General features: G+C 40.2%; 16 protein-coding genes. 4 read left to right on the top strand and 12 right to left on the bottom strand.

The genetic code is table 11. The features are described from left to right. Positions 1-3: 3 nt before the first annotated feature. Together murD and OFN91_RS06005 are read left to right on the top strand one after the other, a co-directional pair. A complete protein-coding gene (gene murD, locus OFN91_RS06010; protein WP_270873605.1) occupies positions 4-1224 on the top strand; it encodes a UDP-N-acetylmuramoyl-L-alanine--D-glutamate ligase in 1221 nt (406 codons plus the stop codon). Positions 1225-1659: 435 nt separating this feature from the next. After that, positions 1660-2430, top strand: a complete 771-nt coding sequence (locus OFN91_RS06005; RefSeq protein WP_270873604.1) for a hypothetical protein — start codon at positions 1660-1662, stop codon at positions 2428-2430. Positions 2431-2542: 112 nt separating this feature from the next. Here the strand turns inward: OFN91_RS06005 and OFN91_RS06000 are convergent, their stop codons facing one another. The 6 genes from OFN91_RS06000 to OFN91_RS05975 are packed head-to-tail and all read right to left on the bottom strand — an operon-like array spanning position 2543 to position 8207. Next, on the bottom strand, positions 2543-3928 hold the full coding sequence (locus OFN91_RS06000) for a murein hydrolase activator EnvC family protein (RefSeq protein WP_270861956.1): 1386 nt from the start codon (positions 3926-3928) through the stop codon (positions 2543-2545). Next, a complete protein-coding gene (locus OFN91_RS05995) occupies positions 3925-4749 on the bottom strand; it encodes a cell division protein FtsX (RefSeq protein WP_270864616.1) in 825 nt (274 codons plus the stop codon). Before OFN91_RS05995 ends, OFN91_RS06000 begins: the two co-directional genes overlap by 4 nt. Then, entirely contained in the window at positions 4730-5416 is a 687-nt protein-coding gene (locus tag OFN91_RS05990) for a cell division ATP-binding protein FtsE (protein ID WP_270864617.1), read from the bottom strand. The genes OFN91_RS05995 and OFN91_RS05990 overlap by 20 nt, the downstream gene beginning before the upstream one ends. Next, entirely contained in the window at positions 5404-6588 is a 1185-nt protein-coding gene (gene trmB, locus OFN91_RS05985; RefSeq protein WP_270873603.1) for a tRNA (guanosine(46)-N7)-methyltransferase TrmB, read from the bottom strand. Before trmB ends, OFN91_RS05990 begins: the two co-directional genes overlap by 13 nt. 1 nt (position 6589) lies before the next feature. Next, positions 6590-7255 carry a hypothetical protein gene (locus OFN91_RS05980; protein ID WP_270859344.1) on the bottom strand — a complete coding sequence of 222 codons (666 nt, stop codon included), beginning with the start codon at positions 7253-7255 and terminating at the stop codon, positions 6590-6592. Then, positions 7185-8207 carry an RluA family pseudouridine synthase gene (locus tag OFN91_RS05975; protein WP_270873602.1) on the bottom strand — a complete coding sequence of 341 codons (1023 nt, stop codon included), beginning with the start codon at positions 8205-8207 and terminating at the stop codon, positions 7185-7187. The genes OFN91_RS05980 and OFN91_RS05975 overlap by 71 nt, the downstream gene beginning before the upstream one ends. Before the next feature lie 49 nt (positions 8208-8256). Between OFN91_RS05975 and OFN91_RS05970 the strand changes: the two genes are divergently transcribed. Further along, positions 8257-9360, top strand: a complete 1104-nt coding sequence (locus tag OFN91_RS05970) for an FtsW/RodA/SpoVE family cell cycle protein (protein WP_270861961.1) — start codon at positions 8257-8259, stop codon at positions 9358-9360. 60 nt (positions 9361-9420) lie between these two features. On the opposite strand, the gene OFN91_RS05965 is transcribed toward OFN91_RS05970, so the two are convergent. The 6 genes from OFN91_RS05965 to OFN91_RS05940 form a co-directional block, all read right to left on the bottom strand. Continuing rightward, positions 9421-11502: an RNA degradosome polyphosphate kinase gene (locus OFN91_RS05965; protein WP_270861962.1), complete on the bottom strand. Its 2082-nt coding sequence runs from the start codon at positions 11500-11502 to the stop codon at positions 9421-9423. Between the two features lie 76 nt (positions 11503-11578). Further along, complete coding sequence (locus tag OFN91_RS05960) at positions 11579-12403, bottom strand: YihY family inner membrane protein (protein ID WP_270873601.1); 825 nt, start codon at positions 12401-12403, stop codon at positions 11579-11581. 236 nt (positions 12404-12639) lie between these two features. Then, positions 12640-13182, bottom strand: a complete 543-nt coding sequence (gene hpf, locus OFN91_RS05955; protein ID WP_270873600.1) for a ribosome hibernation-promoting factor, HPF/YfiA family — start codon at positions 13180-13182, stop codon at positions 12640-12642. A 17-nt stretch (positions 13183-13199) separates the two neighbouring features. Then, positions 13200-13637 carry a type II secretion system protein gene (locus tag OFN91_RS05950; RefSeq protein WP_270873599.1) on the bottom strand — a complete coding sequence of 146 codons (438 nt, stop codon included), beginning with the start codon at positions 13635-13637 and terminating at the stop codon, positions 13200-13202. A gap of 8 nt (positions 13638-13645) precedes the next feature. After that, complete coding sequence (locus OFN91_RS05945) at positions 13646-14620, bottom strand: type II secretion system protein (RefSeq protein ID WP_270873598.1); 975 nt, start codon at positions 14618-14620, stop codon at positions 13646-13648. 1 nt (position 14621) lies between these two features. Then, on the bottom strand, positions 14622-15320 hold the full coding sequence (locus OFN91_RS05940) for a type II secretion system protein (protein WP_270873597.1): 699 nt from the start codon (positions 15318-15320) through the stop codon (positions 14622-14624). Positions 15321-15510: 190 nt separating this feature from the next. On the opposite strand from OFN91_RS05940, the gene OFN91_RS05935 reads away from it, so the two are divergent. Further along, complete coding sequence (locus OFN91_RS05935; RefSeq protein WP_270859336.1) at positions 15511-16158, top strand: outer membrane protein assembly factor BamD; 648 nt, start codon at positions 15511-15513, stop codon at positions 16156-16158. Positions 16159-16162 lie beyond the last annotated feature (4 nt).

The following is a 16162-nucleotide window of genomic DNA, read 5'->3' as shown; positions in this document are numbered from 1 at the left end:
AAAATGAAAAAATCACTCTTTGGACACGGCACCACTACAAAAGCATTAGCAAAAAGCGGTGGTTGGGACATTTACGATGATAATTTCAAAGCAGGCGAGACCAAATTTGACGAATTTGGCAATGCGCTTTTGGCTCCTTGCCTTTTTGACCCCGCAAAAAGCGAGCTAGAAATCCCAAGCCCAGGATTTCCCAAAGAGCATAATCTAATAAAATCCGCTAGGAATTTAATCAGCGAGTATGATTATTTCGCAAATACTGCGCCTTTTAAAATTTGGATTAGCGGGACAAACGGCAAAACCACAACTACGCAGATGACACAGCACCTCCTAGCCCGCCATGGCTCGCTTATGGGCGGAAATGTAGGCACTCCGCTAGCCTTGCTTGATGAAAACGCCAAAATTTGGATATTAGAGACTAGCTCATTTACAATTCACTACACGAAAATCGCCCGCCCTGGCATTTATGCCCTGCTGCCAATCACCCCAGATCATCTTAGCTGGCATGGCAGTTTTGCTGAATACGAGCGCGTCAAACTCTCGCCACTTCTTGCTATGAGCGAGGGCTCGGTGGCACTAATTCCAGCCGTGTATGCGAATAGCGAGGCTGTGAAAAACTCGCGCGCAAGGGTGATTTGCTACGAAGATGAAAATGATTTGGCAGCCAAATTTGAGATTGAGATTGAAAAAATTTCATTTAAAACGCCGTTTTTGCTAGACGCTATCTTAGCCCTTTGTATCGAAAAAATCCTCACAGATCGCGCTAGCGTGGAGGTTTTGAACGAATTTGTAATCGAGGCAAACAAACTAGAAGAATTTTTTGATATAAAAAATCGCATGTGGGTAAATGACACAAAAGCCACGAATATCGATGCTTGCGCGCAAGCCCTTAAACGCTACAAGGACAAAAAAATCCACCTAATCTTGGGTGGCGATGATAAGGGCGTGGATTTGGAGCCACTCTTTGCGAGCTTTGCGCCGTATGATTTGCAAATTTATGCGATTGGCTCAAACACCGATAAACTCGTAAATTTATGCGAAAAATTTAAAATTCCGTGCATTAGGTGCGAATTTTTGAAAAACGCAGTCGCCAAAATCGATGAAAATTTCTCTGGTGCGGGCGAAGTCGCGCTTCTAAGCCCAGCCTGCGCTAGCCTAGATCAGTTCAAAAGCTACGCCCAACGGGGAAATTTATTTAAAGAGTATGTGGCAAATTTAGCCCTTTAAACACTGCGCCGAAATTTTTGCAAATTTAGAAATTTTAAATTTCTTACTCGTAGATTGCTTCGTCGCTTCGCTCCTCGCAATGACAAATTATTAGGCAAAATTTACACTGGGTTTGTCATTGCGAGAATTTTGCGTTAGCAAAATTCGTGGCAATCTACGACTTTAAAATTTAAATTTTGCAAATTTGCTGTCATTGCGAGCGAGTGCAACGAGCGTGGCAATCCAGTAAAATTTAGAGAAAATTTAAAATTCAACAAAATTCATTTGTGGATTAAAATTTATCGGAATTTCTCTGGATTGCTTCGAGTTTTTCAAACTCTCGCAATGACAACGAAATTTACAAAATCATAAATTTAAAAACAGACTTCGTATCGTGGATAAACGATACGACATGAATTTAAATTTGCAAAGAAATTTTTATAAAAGGAAATAAAAATGAAAAATTTATTTAAAAAATTGTTCGATACCAAATTTAAAAAAATAAGTTGGTTTGTTGCAATTATAACGATTATTTTATGTCTTGGTTTTATTAGAACTGTGCCGAATTATTCTAAAAAATACGGCTTTGAAATAGTAAGCAAAGAAGATTATAGAAAATACCAACAAGGTTATTGTCTGAGTGAAAAAAAATATTTAAGAAATTTAAATATCTCGGATATACACAAAGCAATTTGGCAATTTTTAGATGAAAATTTAAAAGAAGAAATACTATATAACGATTTAATCTGCGAACAAGATAGTCAAGGTTGCTATAAAGATGAAATAGGATATTATGAAATAGAAAATGTTACATTAGAGAATTGGTATGAAATATTTTATGAAGAATTTAAAATGGGTAAGAGAATTAGTGATATTGTTAAAAATATTAAATTACAAAAAGTAAATCCGAAAGAATATTTAATTATTGACGAAATTACTAACACTGCTGGTTTTAGTAAGCCAATAATATTTAAAAAAAGATACACAAGCATATTATTAGACTATGACTTTTTTTACGATAGACATCAACATATTATCATGCTTAATCATATTAAAACTGGTGATAATATTGAAATGTATAAAAAACAATACTATTTTGGCAGAGAGATACAAATATATCCAAAACCAATAAAATTTGATAATTGTGGAAATATAGATTACGACGCAGAAAAACAGGCAAAAGAAGATGCAAAAAGATATTTTGATTTTGTAAAAAATGGCGGATAAGTATAAGAAATTTAATTTTTAATAAAAAATTTTAACACAGCTTTATTTTTCGTTACAGCTTCGATTTTTTATAAAATTCTTGCAATGCCAAATTTAGACATTGCAAGAAAATCTATTTCAGCGAAATCAAATCTAGCGGGTTTATGTGGTAGTTTTGTTGCGTTACTTCAAAGGTTAAATCCGAGCTAATTCTGCCGATTGTGTAGCCCTTTTTGACCGAAGAGCCCACGCGCACAGTGTTTGGGATCTGATTTAAATGCGCATAAATCGTGTGGATTCCGCCCGCATGCTCGATGATGACGACCTTATCTAGCACGGCTGTTTCTTTGGCGAATACGACCTTGCCAGCTAGCACCGCTTTTACCTGCGTGTCGCCACTTTTCGAGCCTAGCACGATATTTTCGTTAAAAAGCTTGATATTATACACAGGATCGCTGTAATTACCAAATTTACGCTTCACATACGCCCCGTCAAGCGGTGCAGAGGTTTTCGCGCCGGTGTATTTTTTCACGCGAGAGGATTGATAGCTAGATCCGTATTGTTTGACCTTGGTGTTGATTTTGCTAACTCTCTCATCGGCTGGCTCGCTAGGCTCAGATTCTGGCTCTGGCTCAAATTTAGGCGCAGGCGGGGCTTCTTTGCCAGCTTTTTTGGCGGCGGCTTTTTGCTTTTCATACTCTTTTTTCTTGGCTTCAAGCTCTTTTTGTTTGGCTTCTTTTTCTTTTTTCTTTTGCGCTTCTAGTTTGGCTATGCGTTCCCTCTCCTCGCGCTCAGCCTTTTCGCGCTCCTCTTTGTCATCAATGATTTTAAGCTCAGCCAAGGTCTTGGCAATCGCGTCTTGCTCGGCGTTTAGCTTTTCGAGCTGGGCGATATAGCTATCTTTGTTTTTTTGCAGGCTAGCTACTTTTTCTTTTTGTGCGTTTTGCTTTTCGCTCAAATTTATCTTTTTTTGGCTGTAACTTTCCATATTTTCGTTGATTTGAGCGATTTTTTTGTTTTGTTCGTCGATGAAATTTTTGTTATTTTCATAATCCTTCATTAGCTTATTTAGCTCGCTATTCATCACACTCTCTAATCCGCCTAAAACCTCGCTAGCCACGATAGAATCAGGCGTAACGCTGGAATTTGTGTCGCTAATGAGATCAAATGAGAGCTCTTGGGAGATGATTTGGACGATTTTATTTTCTAGCTCGCTTTGCACGCTAAGCAAGGTTGCATTTTGTTTTTTGAGATTTTCTAGCTCTTGCTCTTCGTTTGCGTATTTTTCTTTTAGCTCCTCGATATTTTGGCTAAGCTCTTTTATCTCGTTTTCACGCTTTTTAAAATCGTTTTGTTCTTGCACGATTAAATCTGCGATTTCATCGATTTTTTTAGACAGCCTCATCTCCTCTTGTTTGGAGGTTTTTAGTTCTTTATTGCTTTGGGCGATTTTTTCCTTCGTAGTCGGCGCGCCGTATGCAAAAAACGCAAGCGCGCACAGTATCATCAAACGCTTCATTGTGATTTTTTACCACTTACTTCTAGCATTACAAATGTAACTGCGATAAATGTCAGCCCCACAGCGATACCAAACAAAATCAGTGGTTCATACGGCAAAACGATCGTCTCACTTAAATTTGTGATTTGGCTCACGGTTTGCATGAAAATCGGCCAGTTTGGAAGCGCTAGATAAAACGCCACCACAATTAGCGTAGCTAGCACGCTATCGGCTAATGCCATGCGGTATAGCCTGCCACTTTTTATCATAAAACTAGCGCCGAATAGCTCCATAATCTCAATCCGCTCTTTGTGCTCATAAACCCAAATTCGCATTTGGCGGTGAATTAGCATAAGGCCCAAAACCACGATTAAAAGCGCAAATCCATAAACCAAACTTTTAATTAGTAGCAAAATTTTAAAAATATCATCGTGGGTTTTTTTGAAAATTTCAACCCTGCTAAGCGAACCCATGCTTTTTAGCGCACTCTCTATGTCCTCTAAACGCGCGCTGTCTGGGAAATTTTCGAGCTTAATGCTGTAAAATTTAGGCAAATTTTTGCTAAGCTCGCCAAAGGCTGCTTCTGAAATTTTACCCTTTAATCTATCTGTGATATTATCAGCTGGGATTTCGATGATTTGGCTGATATCGCTGACCTTATCTTGCACTTCCTCTAAGCTTAGCGCCTTTTTTGAGACAAGGACGATGTTGTATTCGTTTTGGATAGATTTTTCATAACTTTTGGCTAAATTATTTACAAAAATTCCAAACTGCACCGAAAACAAAAGTGCCACAAGCGAAAAAATAACCCCAAAATGCGTTTTAATCGATCTCAGTGACATGGGAGTCCTTTATCTCGAAATGTCTATGCGCAAAACGCAAAGTGCTAGGCATTTTGTGCGTTACGATAACCACGCAAGCGTTCCATGCCTCGCAGGCTGAGCGCAATAAATTCCAAATAATATCGCTTGAATAATCGTCCAAGTTTCCAGTAGGCTCGTCGCAAAGTAACAAGCGCGGATTGTGCGCCATAGCGCGCGCTAGGGCAACGCGTTGCTGTTCGCCACCGCTTAGTTCTAGTGGATATTTGCCCATTTTGTGTCCAAGCTCAATATGGCGGAGCAGTTTTTTAGCCTGATCTTGGCAAACTTGCTCATTATAGCCCATAATCATCAGCGGCAACATGATATTTCGCTCGATCGTCCATTCATTAATCAGCCTGTAATCTTGAAAAATTATGCCGATTCTTTGGCGCAGTGCGCGCAAATCACTGCGACTAATGCCGTTTAAATCGCACAGGCAAACATTAAGTTCGCCACTTTTGATATCCATATCGCCGTAAAACGACTTCAAAAGCGTGCTTTTGCCACTTCCGCTTTTGCCGGTGATTACGACAAAATCCCTTGCGCCTATGCCAAAGCTAGCATTTTTTATGACCTCACCGCTATCATATCCCAGTGTAAGCCCCTCGGCGGTGATTATGTTATTATCAGCTCCTATGCCTGCCATAACTCAAAAATCTCCATTATTTTTTTGTGTGCTTTGTAATTTTCACTTGTAGCTAGCGGAGTTTTTAAAAAATACTCCGTCTTTGCCCCGATGCGAATAAAGCATTGTTGCGGGAAGTCAAACGCCCCAAACGAGGTCAAAATCAAAACCTCATCACTATCATCAAATTTATAAATTCTCTCAAAATGCACGAAATATCCCTCGCCTTTGATAGTCAAATTTTTGAAATTTGCCTCTATTTTTTGCGGGTTAAAATTTGAGAAATTCATATCAAAAATCGCTGGTTCTTCGCCGTTTTCATCGCTATTAGTAAAAATCAAATCAAAGATATTTTTATCCATTTTGCGCCAGCGATCCTCGTATTTCGAGCTAACGCTTAAATCTCTGTTTTTAAAATGCTCTATCGCGCCACGCCCTGCATTTTGCGCTACGCCAAATTTATCCAGCGCATATTCAAAATACATATCGCTATCTGTGCGAAGCTCAAATTTCGCCCCTTTTTTGAGAGTTCGCACGCATTGATGGACAAACTCATCGCTAATGACTCTGCGGTGCGGGGCATCGTCCCAAGGAACAGGAAAGTGCAAAAATATGCGAGAGAGCAAATTTGCTGGCATTAATGAGAGCAAAATTCGCGCGTCAGTGTTTATCAAAGCGACATTTTCCAAACCCTCTTTAATCGCTAGTTTTGCGACCTGCTCGATACTAGGCTTGTAAATTTCGATTCCAATTACCAGCGTTTGCGGATTTGTGCGAGCCTGATAGAGCAAATGTCTGCCCGAGCCAAAGCCGATTTCGACGAAAATTTGACTAAATTTCGTGGTTTTGAGTAAATTTAGCATTTCATCTTCATCTAGCACGAGCGGAGTTTTTTGGGTTAGGGATTTGCTTTTGAAAGCAAATGCGCTAAAAATCACACCTCTTGCGAATTCTTTCTCGTAAATTTCAAGTGCGCGTTGCAAAATACCAATTTTGGCTGGTTTGGTGGTTTTTTCGCCTTTGACTACGACTTTGTCTTTGGCGTATTTGAGAGTAACGAAAAATTCGTTATCAAAGCACCTTGTGCGCACGAGAGTGCAACTCTCATCGCTAGCGGACTCCAAAAGCTCCACGCCCTCCTTGCTAAATGGAAGGCGCGGTAGTTCTACGCTTTTTGCAATAAAATTTGGCAATTTATTCCGCCATTTGACTTACTTGGATTGGCGCGCTTGGAAGCGAGAGCATGCCTGTTTGCGATTTTGCGATTATGCGGTATTCGTATCCTGCGGTGTAATTTACATAGTCGATATACTCTGCGCTAAGTCTGCCTGCGATATCTTTAACGCCACTCCACGAATCAGCGCCTTTTACCCTGCGCTCGATAGTGTAGCTTGCCACGCGCAAATCAGGGTGCGGACGCCAGATGATTTTCACGCGATCTGGCAGTGCGTAAGCCTGCGCAAACGGCACAGAATCAATTGTCTTTGTCGTGCTTACAATCGCAGCAGGCGAGCTCTCGCCCACGCCATTTATGCCATAAGCGCGCACAGTGTATTTATACGATGTGTTTGGCTCTAAGCGAGTATCGGCAAAGTGCGTAGTGTATGGATCGGCTAGGGTTGCGATTTTTTTCGCTTCGCCACCGCCCATATCAGCGCGATAAACCACAAATCCTAAAAGGTTAGGATATGAGCCGTAATTTGGCCACTCTAAGCCGATTTCGTTCGTGCCAGAGATACTTTTAATCCCCTCGACGCGTGGCAAGCTTGCGTCATTTCCGCCCGGCACACTATGAGAGGAGCAACCAGCCGCTAGTATCGCTAAACTCGCGCAAAATGCTACTTGGTAAAATTTTTTCATAAATTTCATCCTTTTTATCGTGATTTTGTATCAAATTCTCAAACTCCACCGGCAAAGGCGCCGTAATCTGCATACGCTCGCCACTTCGTGGGTGCGTGAAATACAGCACATAAGCGTGAAGTAAAATTCTTGCTATTTTATCTTTTTCGCTCTTAAATCCGTATAAATAATCGCCGATAATATGGCGATTAATCGAGCCCAAATGCACGCGGATTTGATGCGTGCGCCCAGTAAAAAGCTTGGCTGCGATTAGGTTGATTTTGCCAAATTTATCGCCTCCGCTCTGGCTAAATTTCGCCTGCCCCCAATCATCGCTAAAAATCGTATAAAACGCGCTTTTTGCCTCGCGTCCGCCCGGAATTATCGCCTTTTTTAGGCGGTTGTTTGGGTTGCGATCGATCGGGCGATCTATCACGCAGGGCTCTTTTAGGGGCAAATCTGTTAAAGCTAAATAAATTCGCCCCATGCTTTTGTCGCTTAATTGCGCGCTTAGGGCTTGGTGAGTGGCGTTGTTTTTAGCCACGACCAAAGCCCCGCTAGTGCCCTTATCTAGGCGATGAACGATACCTGCGCGGATTTGACCATTTATCGTGGAGAGCATAAAGCCCTTTTGCCTAAGCCACTCTACAATCGTGGCTTCTTTGACGCTTGGGGCTGGATGAACGACCACGCCAGCGGGCTTATTTAGCACTAGCAAATCATCATCTTCGTATAAAATTTCAATCTCGCCCTCAAAGCTAAATTTCGCCTCATCGCTATGAGTAGGCGCAGGGTAATTTACGCAAATTTCATCTCCCAAATTTAGCTTTTGCGATGATTTGGTTATGATTTTTTGGTTTATAAAAACACTGCCTGATTTGATTAAATTCGAAATTTGATTGCGCGAAATGCCCAAATTTTCGCTTAAAAAAACATCGATTCTCGCCACGCAATCTGCTGTAAAATTATCCAAATTTATACCTTTTTTTGTTATTATCGCCCAAAATTTATTAGGACTTACTTTGAAATTTGACAAAAAGATTTTATCATATTTTGATTATATTCAACCTTTGCTGATTTTGCCGATTATTATTTTTTCATACCTTTTAATCAGCGAGGCAAACACCACACTTGGCAACAAACAGCTTGTTTATTTTGGGGTTGGTTTTGTTGTTTTCATGGTCTTTTTTTTGTTTCCGATTCGCAAATTTTTATATTTGATTCCGCTGTTTTACTGGGTAAATATCGCCCTGCTTTTAAGCGTGGAATTTTTCGGCATTAGCAAGCTTGGCGCGAAGCGTTGGTTGGAGTTGCCGTTTGTGCATTTTACCCTGCAACCAAGCGAGATTATGAAGCCAGCGTGCATGCTAATGCTAATGTATCTAATCCACAAAAATCCGCCACCGCCCGAGGGTTATGGCGTGAAGGATTTCGCTAAATTTAGCTTTTATATACTTTTGCCATTTGCGCTAATCGCCAAAGAACCAGACCTCGGAACCGCGCTAATTCTTTTTTTAATGGGGTTTGCGACGCTTTTTATCATCGGCGTGAATAAAAAAATTTGGATTGCACTGGTGCTAGCTTTTAGCGTAAGCTCGCCCGTGCTTTATAATAACCTGCACGATTACCAAAAAAAGCGCATTACGGATTTTTTGAGCGAAGAGCACAACTATCAGGTCAAACAAGCCGTCATCGCTATCGGAAATGGCGGAATTTACGGCAAAAATTTAGAAGAAGCCACCCAAACTCACTTTAAATTTTTGCCAATTGCCACGAGCGATTTTATCTTTGCCTATATGGTCGAGCGCTTCGGATTTGTCGGCGCACTCGCGCTCATCGGCTTTTACGCGCTTTTAATCATGCACCTGCTTAGCCTAAATTACGACTTTGGCAGCGATTATCTCATACGGGTTTTTACCTCGGCTCTGGCGACGCTGATTTTTATCTACGCTGGGGTTAATATCTCCATGGTCATCGGATTTGCCCCTGTCGTGGGCGTGCCGCTGCCGTTTTTTAGCTATGGGGGGAGTAGTTTTATCACATTTATGATTTTGTTTGGAATTTTGCAAAATTTGCTGACTTTTAGAAACAAAGACAATTACAAAACGATAAGTATCAGGCTGTAAATTTGGAAATTTAGGCTAAATTTGGGCTAAATTTAGCGTGTAAATTTAGCCCAGATAGATTTAACTCTCTTTTAGAAGTTTCGTCGCTAAAATCGCGCCGTCATCGTGTTTGCGTGCAGATTTGTAAATTTTGTTAAAGAAAATTTCCAAATACTCGTGGTTATTAATGCGCTCTGCTTCGTTTGCCACACTAATTGCGCTATATTCGCCGTCGCTTCCAAGCTCGTAAGCAAGCTGGGTATCGCTAAGCTGTAATTTTAAAATTTCTTTTAATTTATTTTGCAAAGCCTCGCTATAAATCGGCGTCATAAGTTCAAGTCTTCGCTCTAAATTTCGTGGCATCCAATCAGCACTTGCGATATATAGGCAAGGCTCAGCGTGTTTGAAATAAAAAATTCTAGCGTGTTCTAGGTATTTGCCGATGATTGAGCGGACTTTGATATTTTCGCTAAGTCCCGCCACACCTGGGCGCAAACAGCAAATTCCACGGATTATGAGATCGATCTTAACCCCGGCTTGGCTCGCTTTATAAAGCGCCTTTATCATATCGCTATCGACGAGAGCGTTCATTTTAGCGATGATTCTGCCGTCACTTCCCTTGCTCTCTTCGACCTTAATCATCTTTAAAATTCTCTCTTTTATCTGCATTGGCGACATTGAGAGATTGCCTAATTTGCGGTTTTTGTTATAACCTGAGAGTATGTGGAAAAAATTAGTCGTATCCTTATCGAAAGTATCCCCGCAAGTAAAAAAGCTCACATCGGTGTAGATTTTCGCACTGCTTCCGTTGTAATTGCCCGTGCCTAAGTGGATATAAAATTTGAGCTTGCCGTCTTCTTTTTTGATTATTTGAGTAACTTTGGCATGGACCTTAAAACCTGCGATTCCATAAATCACATGCGCGCCAGCGTCTTCTAGCGCCTTTGCCCAGTGCAGGTTGTTTTCCTCATCAAACCTAGCTTTTAGCTCGACCATTACGGTTACTTGTTTGCCATCGCTTGCAGCCTCGATTAGGCTTTGGACGATTGGAGAGTTTTTCTCCACGCGGTATAGCGTCATACGGATTGAGATGACTTTGGGGTCTTTGCTAGCTTCTTTTATGAGTTTTTGGACTGGATCGAAGCTCTCATAAGGGTGAAAAATCAAAATATCATCTTTTTCCATTGCACTCATTACTGAGGTGTTTTCATTAAAGGGAGGCAATGTTTTTGGAAGGTATTGCGGGTGGGCTAGATAGGAAAAATCCTTGTTGCCAGCTATCTCCCAAAGCCCGTCAAGCGTGAGCGGGATCGAGCACTCGAAAATGTCTTTGTAGAAAATTTTAAGATGTTCGTTTAAGAAATTTAGCAAATCAGGGTCTGCGTTTTTGGCGATTTGAAGGCGCACGAAAGCCCCTTTACGGCGCAGTTTAAGACCGGCTTCGAGTATCATCATAAAATCATCTGCTTCCTCTTCTTCGATTACGATATCAGCGTTTCTTGTAACCCTAAACGCAGCCGAGCTGATTAGCTTATAGCCCGGGAAAATCTCCTCGGCGTGGCGATTTACGATTGAATCAATCGTTACATAGGTATTTTTTGCGACCTGCACAAATCTAGGAAGCACACGCGGGATCCTAATCATACCAAAATGAATCGCCTCTGGCGCATTTGCATCGCAGAGTTTGACTGCAATCGAAAAGCTAAGGTTGTTTAGGTGCGGAAACGGGTGCGTCGCATCTACGGCAATCGGGATAATCACCGGCATGATTTGGTTGAAGAAAAACTCATCGGCACTTAGCTTTAAATCAGGGGTTAGCTCGTCGTAGTTTTTGATAAAAAGGCCGTTTTTGCTAAGCTCCTCTTTGATAGCGATATAGTGCGCTTCTAGCTCGTTTTGCTCGTGTTTGAGATATGAGCGGATCTCGCGCAACTGCTCCAATGGCGTCATCTCATCATCGCCGCTAGCTGTTACACCGGCTGTGAAAAGCTGTTTAAGCCCAGCCACACGTATCATATAAAACTCATCTAAATTTGTGCTATAAATCGCTACAAATTTCAATTTTTCAATCGGTGGAATTTGCTTTTGACACTGAGTTAAAACGCGCGAATTAAAGCGAAGCCAACTCAACTCTCTATTTAAAAATTTGCTTTGTTGCTCCATTTTATTTCCTTTTTTTTGGATTAAAAATTTTAGGATTATAACTCAAAAAAGATTAAAATGTGTTTTTTAATGGAATTTAATTGCGCTTTAAATTTTTAAAGCAATTATCCAAATAAACGCAAAATTTCACGCCATTTAGATAAAAAATCCAGCTTATGTAAATCCACAAAAAGAAAAATAACGCTACCGAAAACGAGCCGTAAATGCTAAGATAGGTTTTGTTATAAAACACATACTGCGCGAAAATAATCTTAGAAATCCACCATAATGTGGAGGCTGCGAGAGAGGATATAAGCACGGCTTTGGGGCGAATTTCGCGGTTTATCGCCGTAGCGTAAGTGATAGCAAAAATAGCCCAAATGATAACAAATGGCAAAACCGAGAGCAAATTTATCCACCTAGAAAATTCGGTTTTATCGAGTAAATTTTGAAGTTCTGAGCTGATGAAAAACGACGCGCCAAGCCCCACGGGAGCCAGCGTCATCAGCGTCCAGTATGTGCTAAGGCCTTTGAAAAATCCGCGCTTTGGCGAGTGCGAAATCTGCGCGATAATCTCCTCAAAATCATCAAAAAACAAAATCGAAGTTACAAGCACCGCCAAAAATCCCAGCGCGCCAAGGCTTAGGCCATTTGCCATAAACTCTTCCAAATACGGAATCAGGCTTTCTTGGTTGGCTGGAAGCAGGTTTGAGAAGATAAATGCCTTGATTTTGGCGTAATAATCATGGAAACTAGGCAGCTGCATAAATACGCTAAGTGAAACCATAAGCACAGGAAGCAATGCCAAAATAGTGTGAAAACTTAGCGATGAGGCGTAATGCATGAGGTGCGGGTCGTAAATCTTGCGCCAGGATTTGATAAAAATTTTAAATTCGTCCAAAAATATCTTTAAATTTTTCATTTCGCAATTTTAGCTAAAATTTTAAAAATTTGGGTAAAAATGAAATTTGGAAAGGTTAAATTTGGCAAAATTTGGAATTCTTTAAATTTATGGAATTTATAAATTTTGATTTTTAAATTTGTGGTTTTCCGCGTTTATTTAATGGTTTGCGATGGCAAATTTTGCAAAAATTTGGCATAAAAAAACGGACAGGCAAACCTGTCCGTGAAATTTGGCAAAATTTAGAAAATCAAATCCTAGAATAATCCAAATTTGCCGTCTTTGCGTTTGTATAAAACGCGCATTTTAGCGTCCATATCGTTGAAAACTAGGAATTGATCGGTGCTTTCTTTTAATTTATTTAGCGCCTCGTCAATTTCTAGCGGTTTGTAAAGATCTAGCTCTGTTGGGACGATTTCATCGACATTATCGTCTAAATTCGGCTCACTAGCCTTGATGATTTCATCTACTGCGCTTTGTTTCATATCATCGCGGTTTTTGTGCGAATTTACCTTGTCGTGGTAGCGACGAAGCACTTTTGCAAGGCGATTTGTTGCGTTATCTACCGCTGCGTATAAGTCTTTGTCTTTTTCGCGCACTACGATTGTGTCTTGGTGAGCTAAATTTAGCGAAAAATCCACGACGAAGCCCTTGCGACCTTGTTTTTCATCTGCTGATACGACAGCGCGACCTGATATAATGTCAAGGTTGTATTTTTTTAGACTATCAAACGCTTGTGTGATATAATCCTTAATAGCGTCTGTTAGTTCAAACTGTTTTCCTACTATACTTAAATTCATTCTTTCCTCCATTGAAATTAAGGTTTTTGTATTGTTCTTCTATGGTATCTGATTCGCGGCGAATCAAGAGCAGCGGTTGATGTAACAGTAACATCTACTAGTGCCGCATTACTTGGACGGCCAGGTAGCGGAATTACACCTATGGTATTACCTGCGCCACAACCTAATTTTGAATCCAAATAATATATTCTAACATTTGCTATAAATAATGGATCGGCTGCATTTGGATATGTGATTGCTATACTATTTAAGCAGTTTGTTCCATAGTCGTGCTTTTGCATAGCCAAAACAGCATACTCTGTCGCGCTTTGCGCTAAAAGCACAGCTTGTTCGCGGTTGTGAGCGTTGTTTGTATCGCGGGCTGTCATCGTAGCGATAGAAAGTGCAGTAATAGCCGTAGTGGCAACTAAAACGATAAAAAATATTGCGGCTATCAAGCCAAAAGCTCTTCTCATCTTTTTCATTAGTACACCACCTGAGATTTACACATAATCATATCTAATTGATTAGGGTCAAAATTTCTACCATTATCTCGCATACATAGTTTCATAGCGACAGCACCACCATCATCTCTAAACAAAAACATAGAAACATCTTCTGCAATTAAAGAACTAGGGGTATTTTCGCCATTGTATGTTTCGCCATCCCAAGGTCTGTAATTATATGATAACATCAAGTCAAAATTTCTACTAGGTTGGCCACCATAATTAACGACCTGTGTCCCAACAGGATAAATTGCATACGCAGAGTGTGCTACATAGTATTGATCTGAAAATTCCCTTACCTGACCACCAGTATCATCTAAATGCTCTGGATAATTGCTAATAACCAATTCCTCATCATTTCTAGGTTCTCTTACGCTAGCCACATAGACCCTATCTGCATTATTGCCAGTGCCACTATACCCATACGCTGTATTGATATTTGTTCCATCGTAGTCATTAGCAAGTGTTGAAAACACCACGACAAAAGCACCATCAGCATGATTTCTGTCTATGTTTTTCAAAATGTCTGATATATTTGTTAAAGCACTTCCTTGCGTTGTGATATTATAATCGGTACCAGGTCGAGGCAACGGATCAGGTAAAGAATTATAATCAGCAAAGCCACTCCAACCAGGATTTAAATTATTTATATCCTTAGTCTCTACGCTTTGTCCAATCCATTCTATAATGTCATAAGCTGGCGTAATACCCGCTAGATTAATAAAATTATTATCAGCCGCTATTCTACCAATCGTGCTACCATAAATTCGATATTCTAATCTATTTGATATCAAAGTAATCGCATTTTGTGTTCTTGATTCTAGCTGATTTAATGCACGAGTATGGACATAAGACCTATAAATCTGCGAATACAAATCAGCACCAAACATAGAGATTATGCCTAAAATCACTATGACCATTACTAATTCTATTAAAGTAAAACCCTTTTTCATATCATATTCCTAATGGTCTATATACAGATCTTTTGTCTGGTCTGCTAGAACCTATATTAAAAGCATAATAGTTCAAAGCCACGCTAGCGCCATCTTCCGCCAAATTTGTTGATGTTACTCTTATCAATTTAACATCCGTAGGAACTCCATCTGCAAAAACATCACTAAAATTTGCCACTAAATCTTGGCTATTAGCATAATTAGATCCAGCAGCTATCGGATCTGCTACATAATGAACAGCTACATTTGTAGTTGTTTGAAGAACAAAATCACCCGTAACCAAATCACTAGTAGTCATAGTTCTGCTAAACAAATCAAAATCATCCATATCCTTATATAATCCGGTTCCACCAAATGAGACATTGTTTTCTCCTATGCCAAAACTACCATAAGGCGTTGGCGTCCTTGCGCTTATATCTCGATTTGTGCCAAGTCGTATTTCTTGTGTATTACCAGCTGCTATGGTAACGCTTTGGATTACTGGGGCAATGCAGTTTTCGTCATCTATGCAATAATTGCTATCCCACTTCGCCGGCTGAATACGGCTCATCATAGATTTAGCATTATAAACAAGCTCCTGTTGCACGGCAAACATATTCAAATTTACCGTCTGAGCGACTATACGCGGTATGGCCATTGTAGTAATAGCCAAGATTACGATGGTAAAGACCAACTCGATCAGAGTGAAACCCTTTTTCATCTCGCCTTCCTTAAATTTTACTCATGGATACTCAATATCCACTGCTAGACGCATAATTATACAACGCAAAACCTTAAATTTGCTATTTTTACGCATACAAAATGAAATTTTTAAAATTTGAGTGAAATTTTGGTGTATATTTACCTAAATATTATAGAATTGCGGGTTAAAATTTCACAAGGAAAAAAATATGCAAAATTTAATCAAATTTCTACTTTGTGCCTTATTTGTCGCATTTATCGGCGGTTGTAGCTCGAAGGGCGATGGCACACTTTTTAACCTCAGCCAAGAAGCATGGTATGCGCAAATCCTAGACGATTTAAACTCGCTTTCATACGATGATGCCGAGACGCACTACACGAGCTTTGCTAGCGAACACATCGCTTCACCGCTTTTGGAAGAAATGACGCTGATTATGGCACAAGCCTTCGTCGATGACGAAAATTACGAAAAAGCAAACAAATATCTAGACGAATACATACGCAGATACGGCACCGCGAGAAAAATCGAATATGCAAGATACCTAAAAATCAGAGCAAATTTCGACTCATTTTCACGCCCAGGTCGCAATCAGCGATTAATGCTAAATAGCATAGATGAAATTCGCAAATTTATCATCGAATACCCTCAAAGCCAGTATAGACCGCTATTAGAGACTATGATGACTAAGCTTCGCTTAGCTGAACACCAGCTCAATAAAGACATAAAAGACCTTTACGAGCGCACTGGCAAGGACGAATCAGCTAAAATTTATGAAAGCAGAATCGAAAATTCGCCAATGAACAGCACCGAGATTATCAAACCGCAATCCCCATGGTATCGCGCGATATTTGAGTAGGAAA

Origin of the sequence: Campylobacter sp. JMF_08 NE1 (assembly GCF_027737875.1) — a bacterium.
GTDB lineage: Bacteria > Campylobacterota > Campylobacteria > Campylobacterales > Campylobacteraceae > Campylobacter_B.
The sequence above is the reverse complement of the archived record's forward strand: the minus strand, read 5'-3'. Positions and strand labels throughout refer to the sequence as shown.

Bases quoted from the DNA above. Each gene is read 5' to 3' on its own strand.
- murD (WP_270873605.1), top strand. From the start codon at position 4: ATGAAAAAATCACTCTTTGGACACGGCACCACTACAAAAGCATTAGCA.
- OFN91_RS06005 (WP_270873604.1), top strand. From the start codon at position 1,660: ATGAAAAATTTATTTAAAAAATTGTTCGATACCAAATTTAAAAAAATA.
- OFN91_RS06000 (WP_270861956.1), bottom strand. From the start codon at position 3,928: ATGAAGCGTTTGATGATACTGTGCGCGCTTGCGTTTTTTGCATACGGC.
- OFN91_RS05995 (WP_270864616.1), bottom strand. From the start codon at position 4,749: ATGTCACTGAGATCGATTAAAACGCATTTTGGGGTTATTTTTTCGCTT.
- OFN91_RS05990 (WP_270864617.1), bottom strand. From the start codon at position 5,416: ATGGCAGGCATAGGAGCTGATAATAACATAATCACCGCCGAGGGGCTT.
- OFN91_RS05980 (WP_270859344.1), bottom strand. From the start codon at position 7,255: ATGAAAAAATTTTACCAAGTAGCATTTTGCGCGAGTTTAGCGATACTA.
- OFN91_RS05965 (WP_270861962.1), bottom strand. From the start codon at position 11,502: ATGGAGCAACAAAGCAAATTTTTAAATAGAGAGTTGAGTTGGCTTCGC.
- OFN91_RS05960 (WP_270873601.1), bottom strand. From the start codon at position 12,403: ATGAAAAATTTAAAGATATTTTTGGACGAATTTAAAATTTTTATCAAA.
- hpf (WP_270873600.1), bottom strand. From the start codon at position 13,182: ATGAATTTAAGTATAGTAGGAAAACAGTTTGAACTAACAGACGCTATT.
- OFN91_RS05950 (WP_270873599.1), bottom strand. From the start codon at position 13,637: ATGAGAAGAGCTTTTGGCTTGATAGCCGCAATATTTTTTATCGTTTTA.
- OFN91_RS05945 (WP_270873598.1), bottom strand. From the start codon at position 14,620: ATGAAAAAGGGTTTTACTTTAATAGAATTAGTAATGGTCATAGTGATT.
- OFN91_RS05940 (WP_270873597.1), bottom strand. From the start codon at position 15,320: ATGAAAAAGGGTTTCACTCTGATCGAGTTGGTCTTTACCATCGTAATC.
- OFN91_RS05935 (WP_270859336.1), top strand. From the start codon at position 15,511: ATGCAAAATTTAATCAAATTTCTACTTTGTGCCTTATTTGTCGCATTT.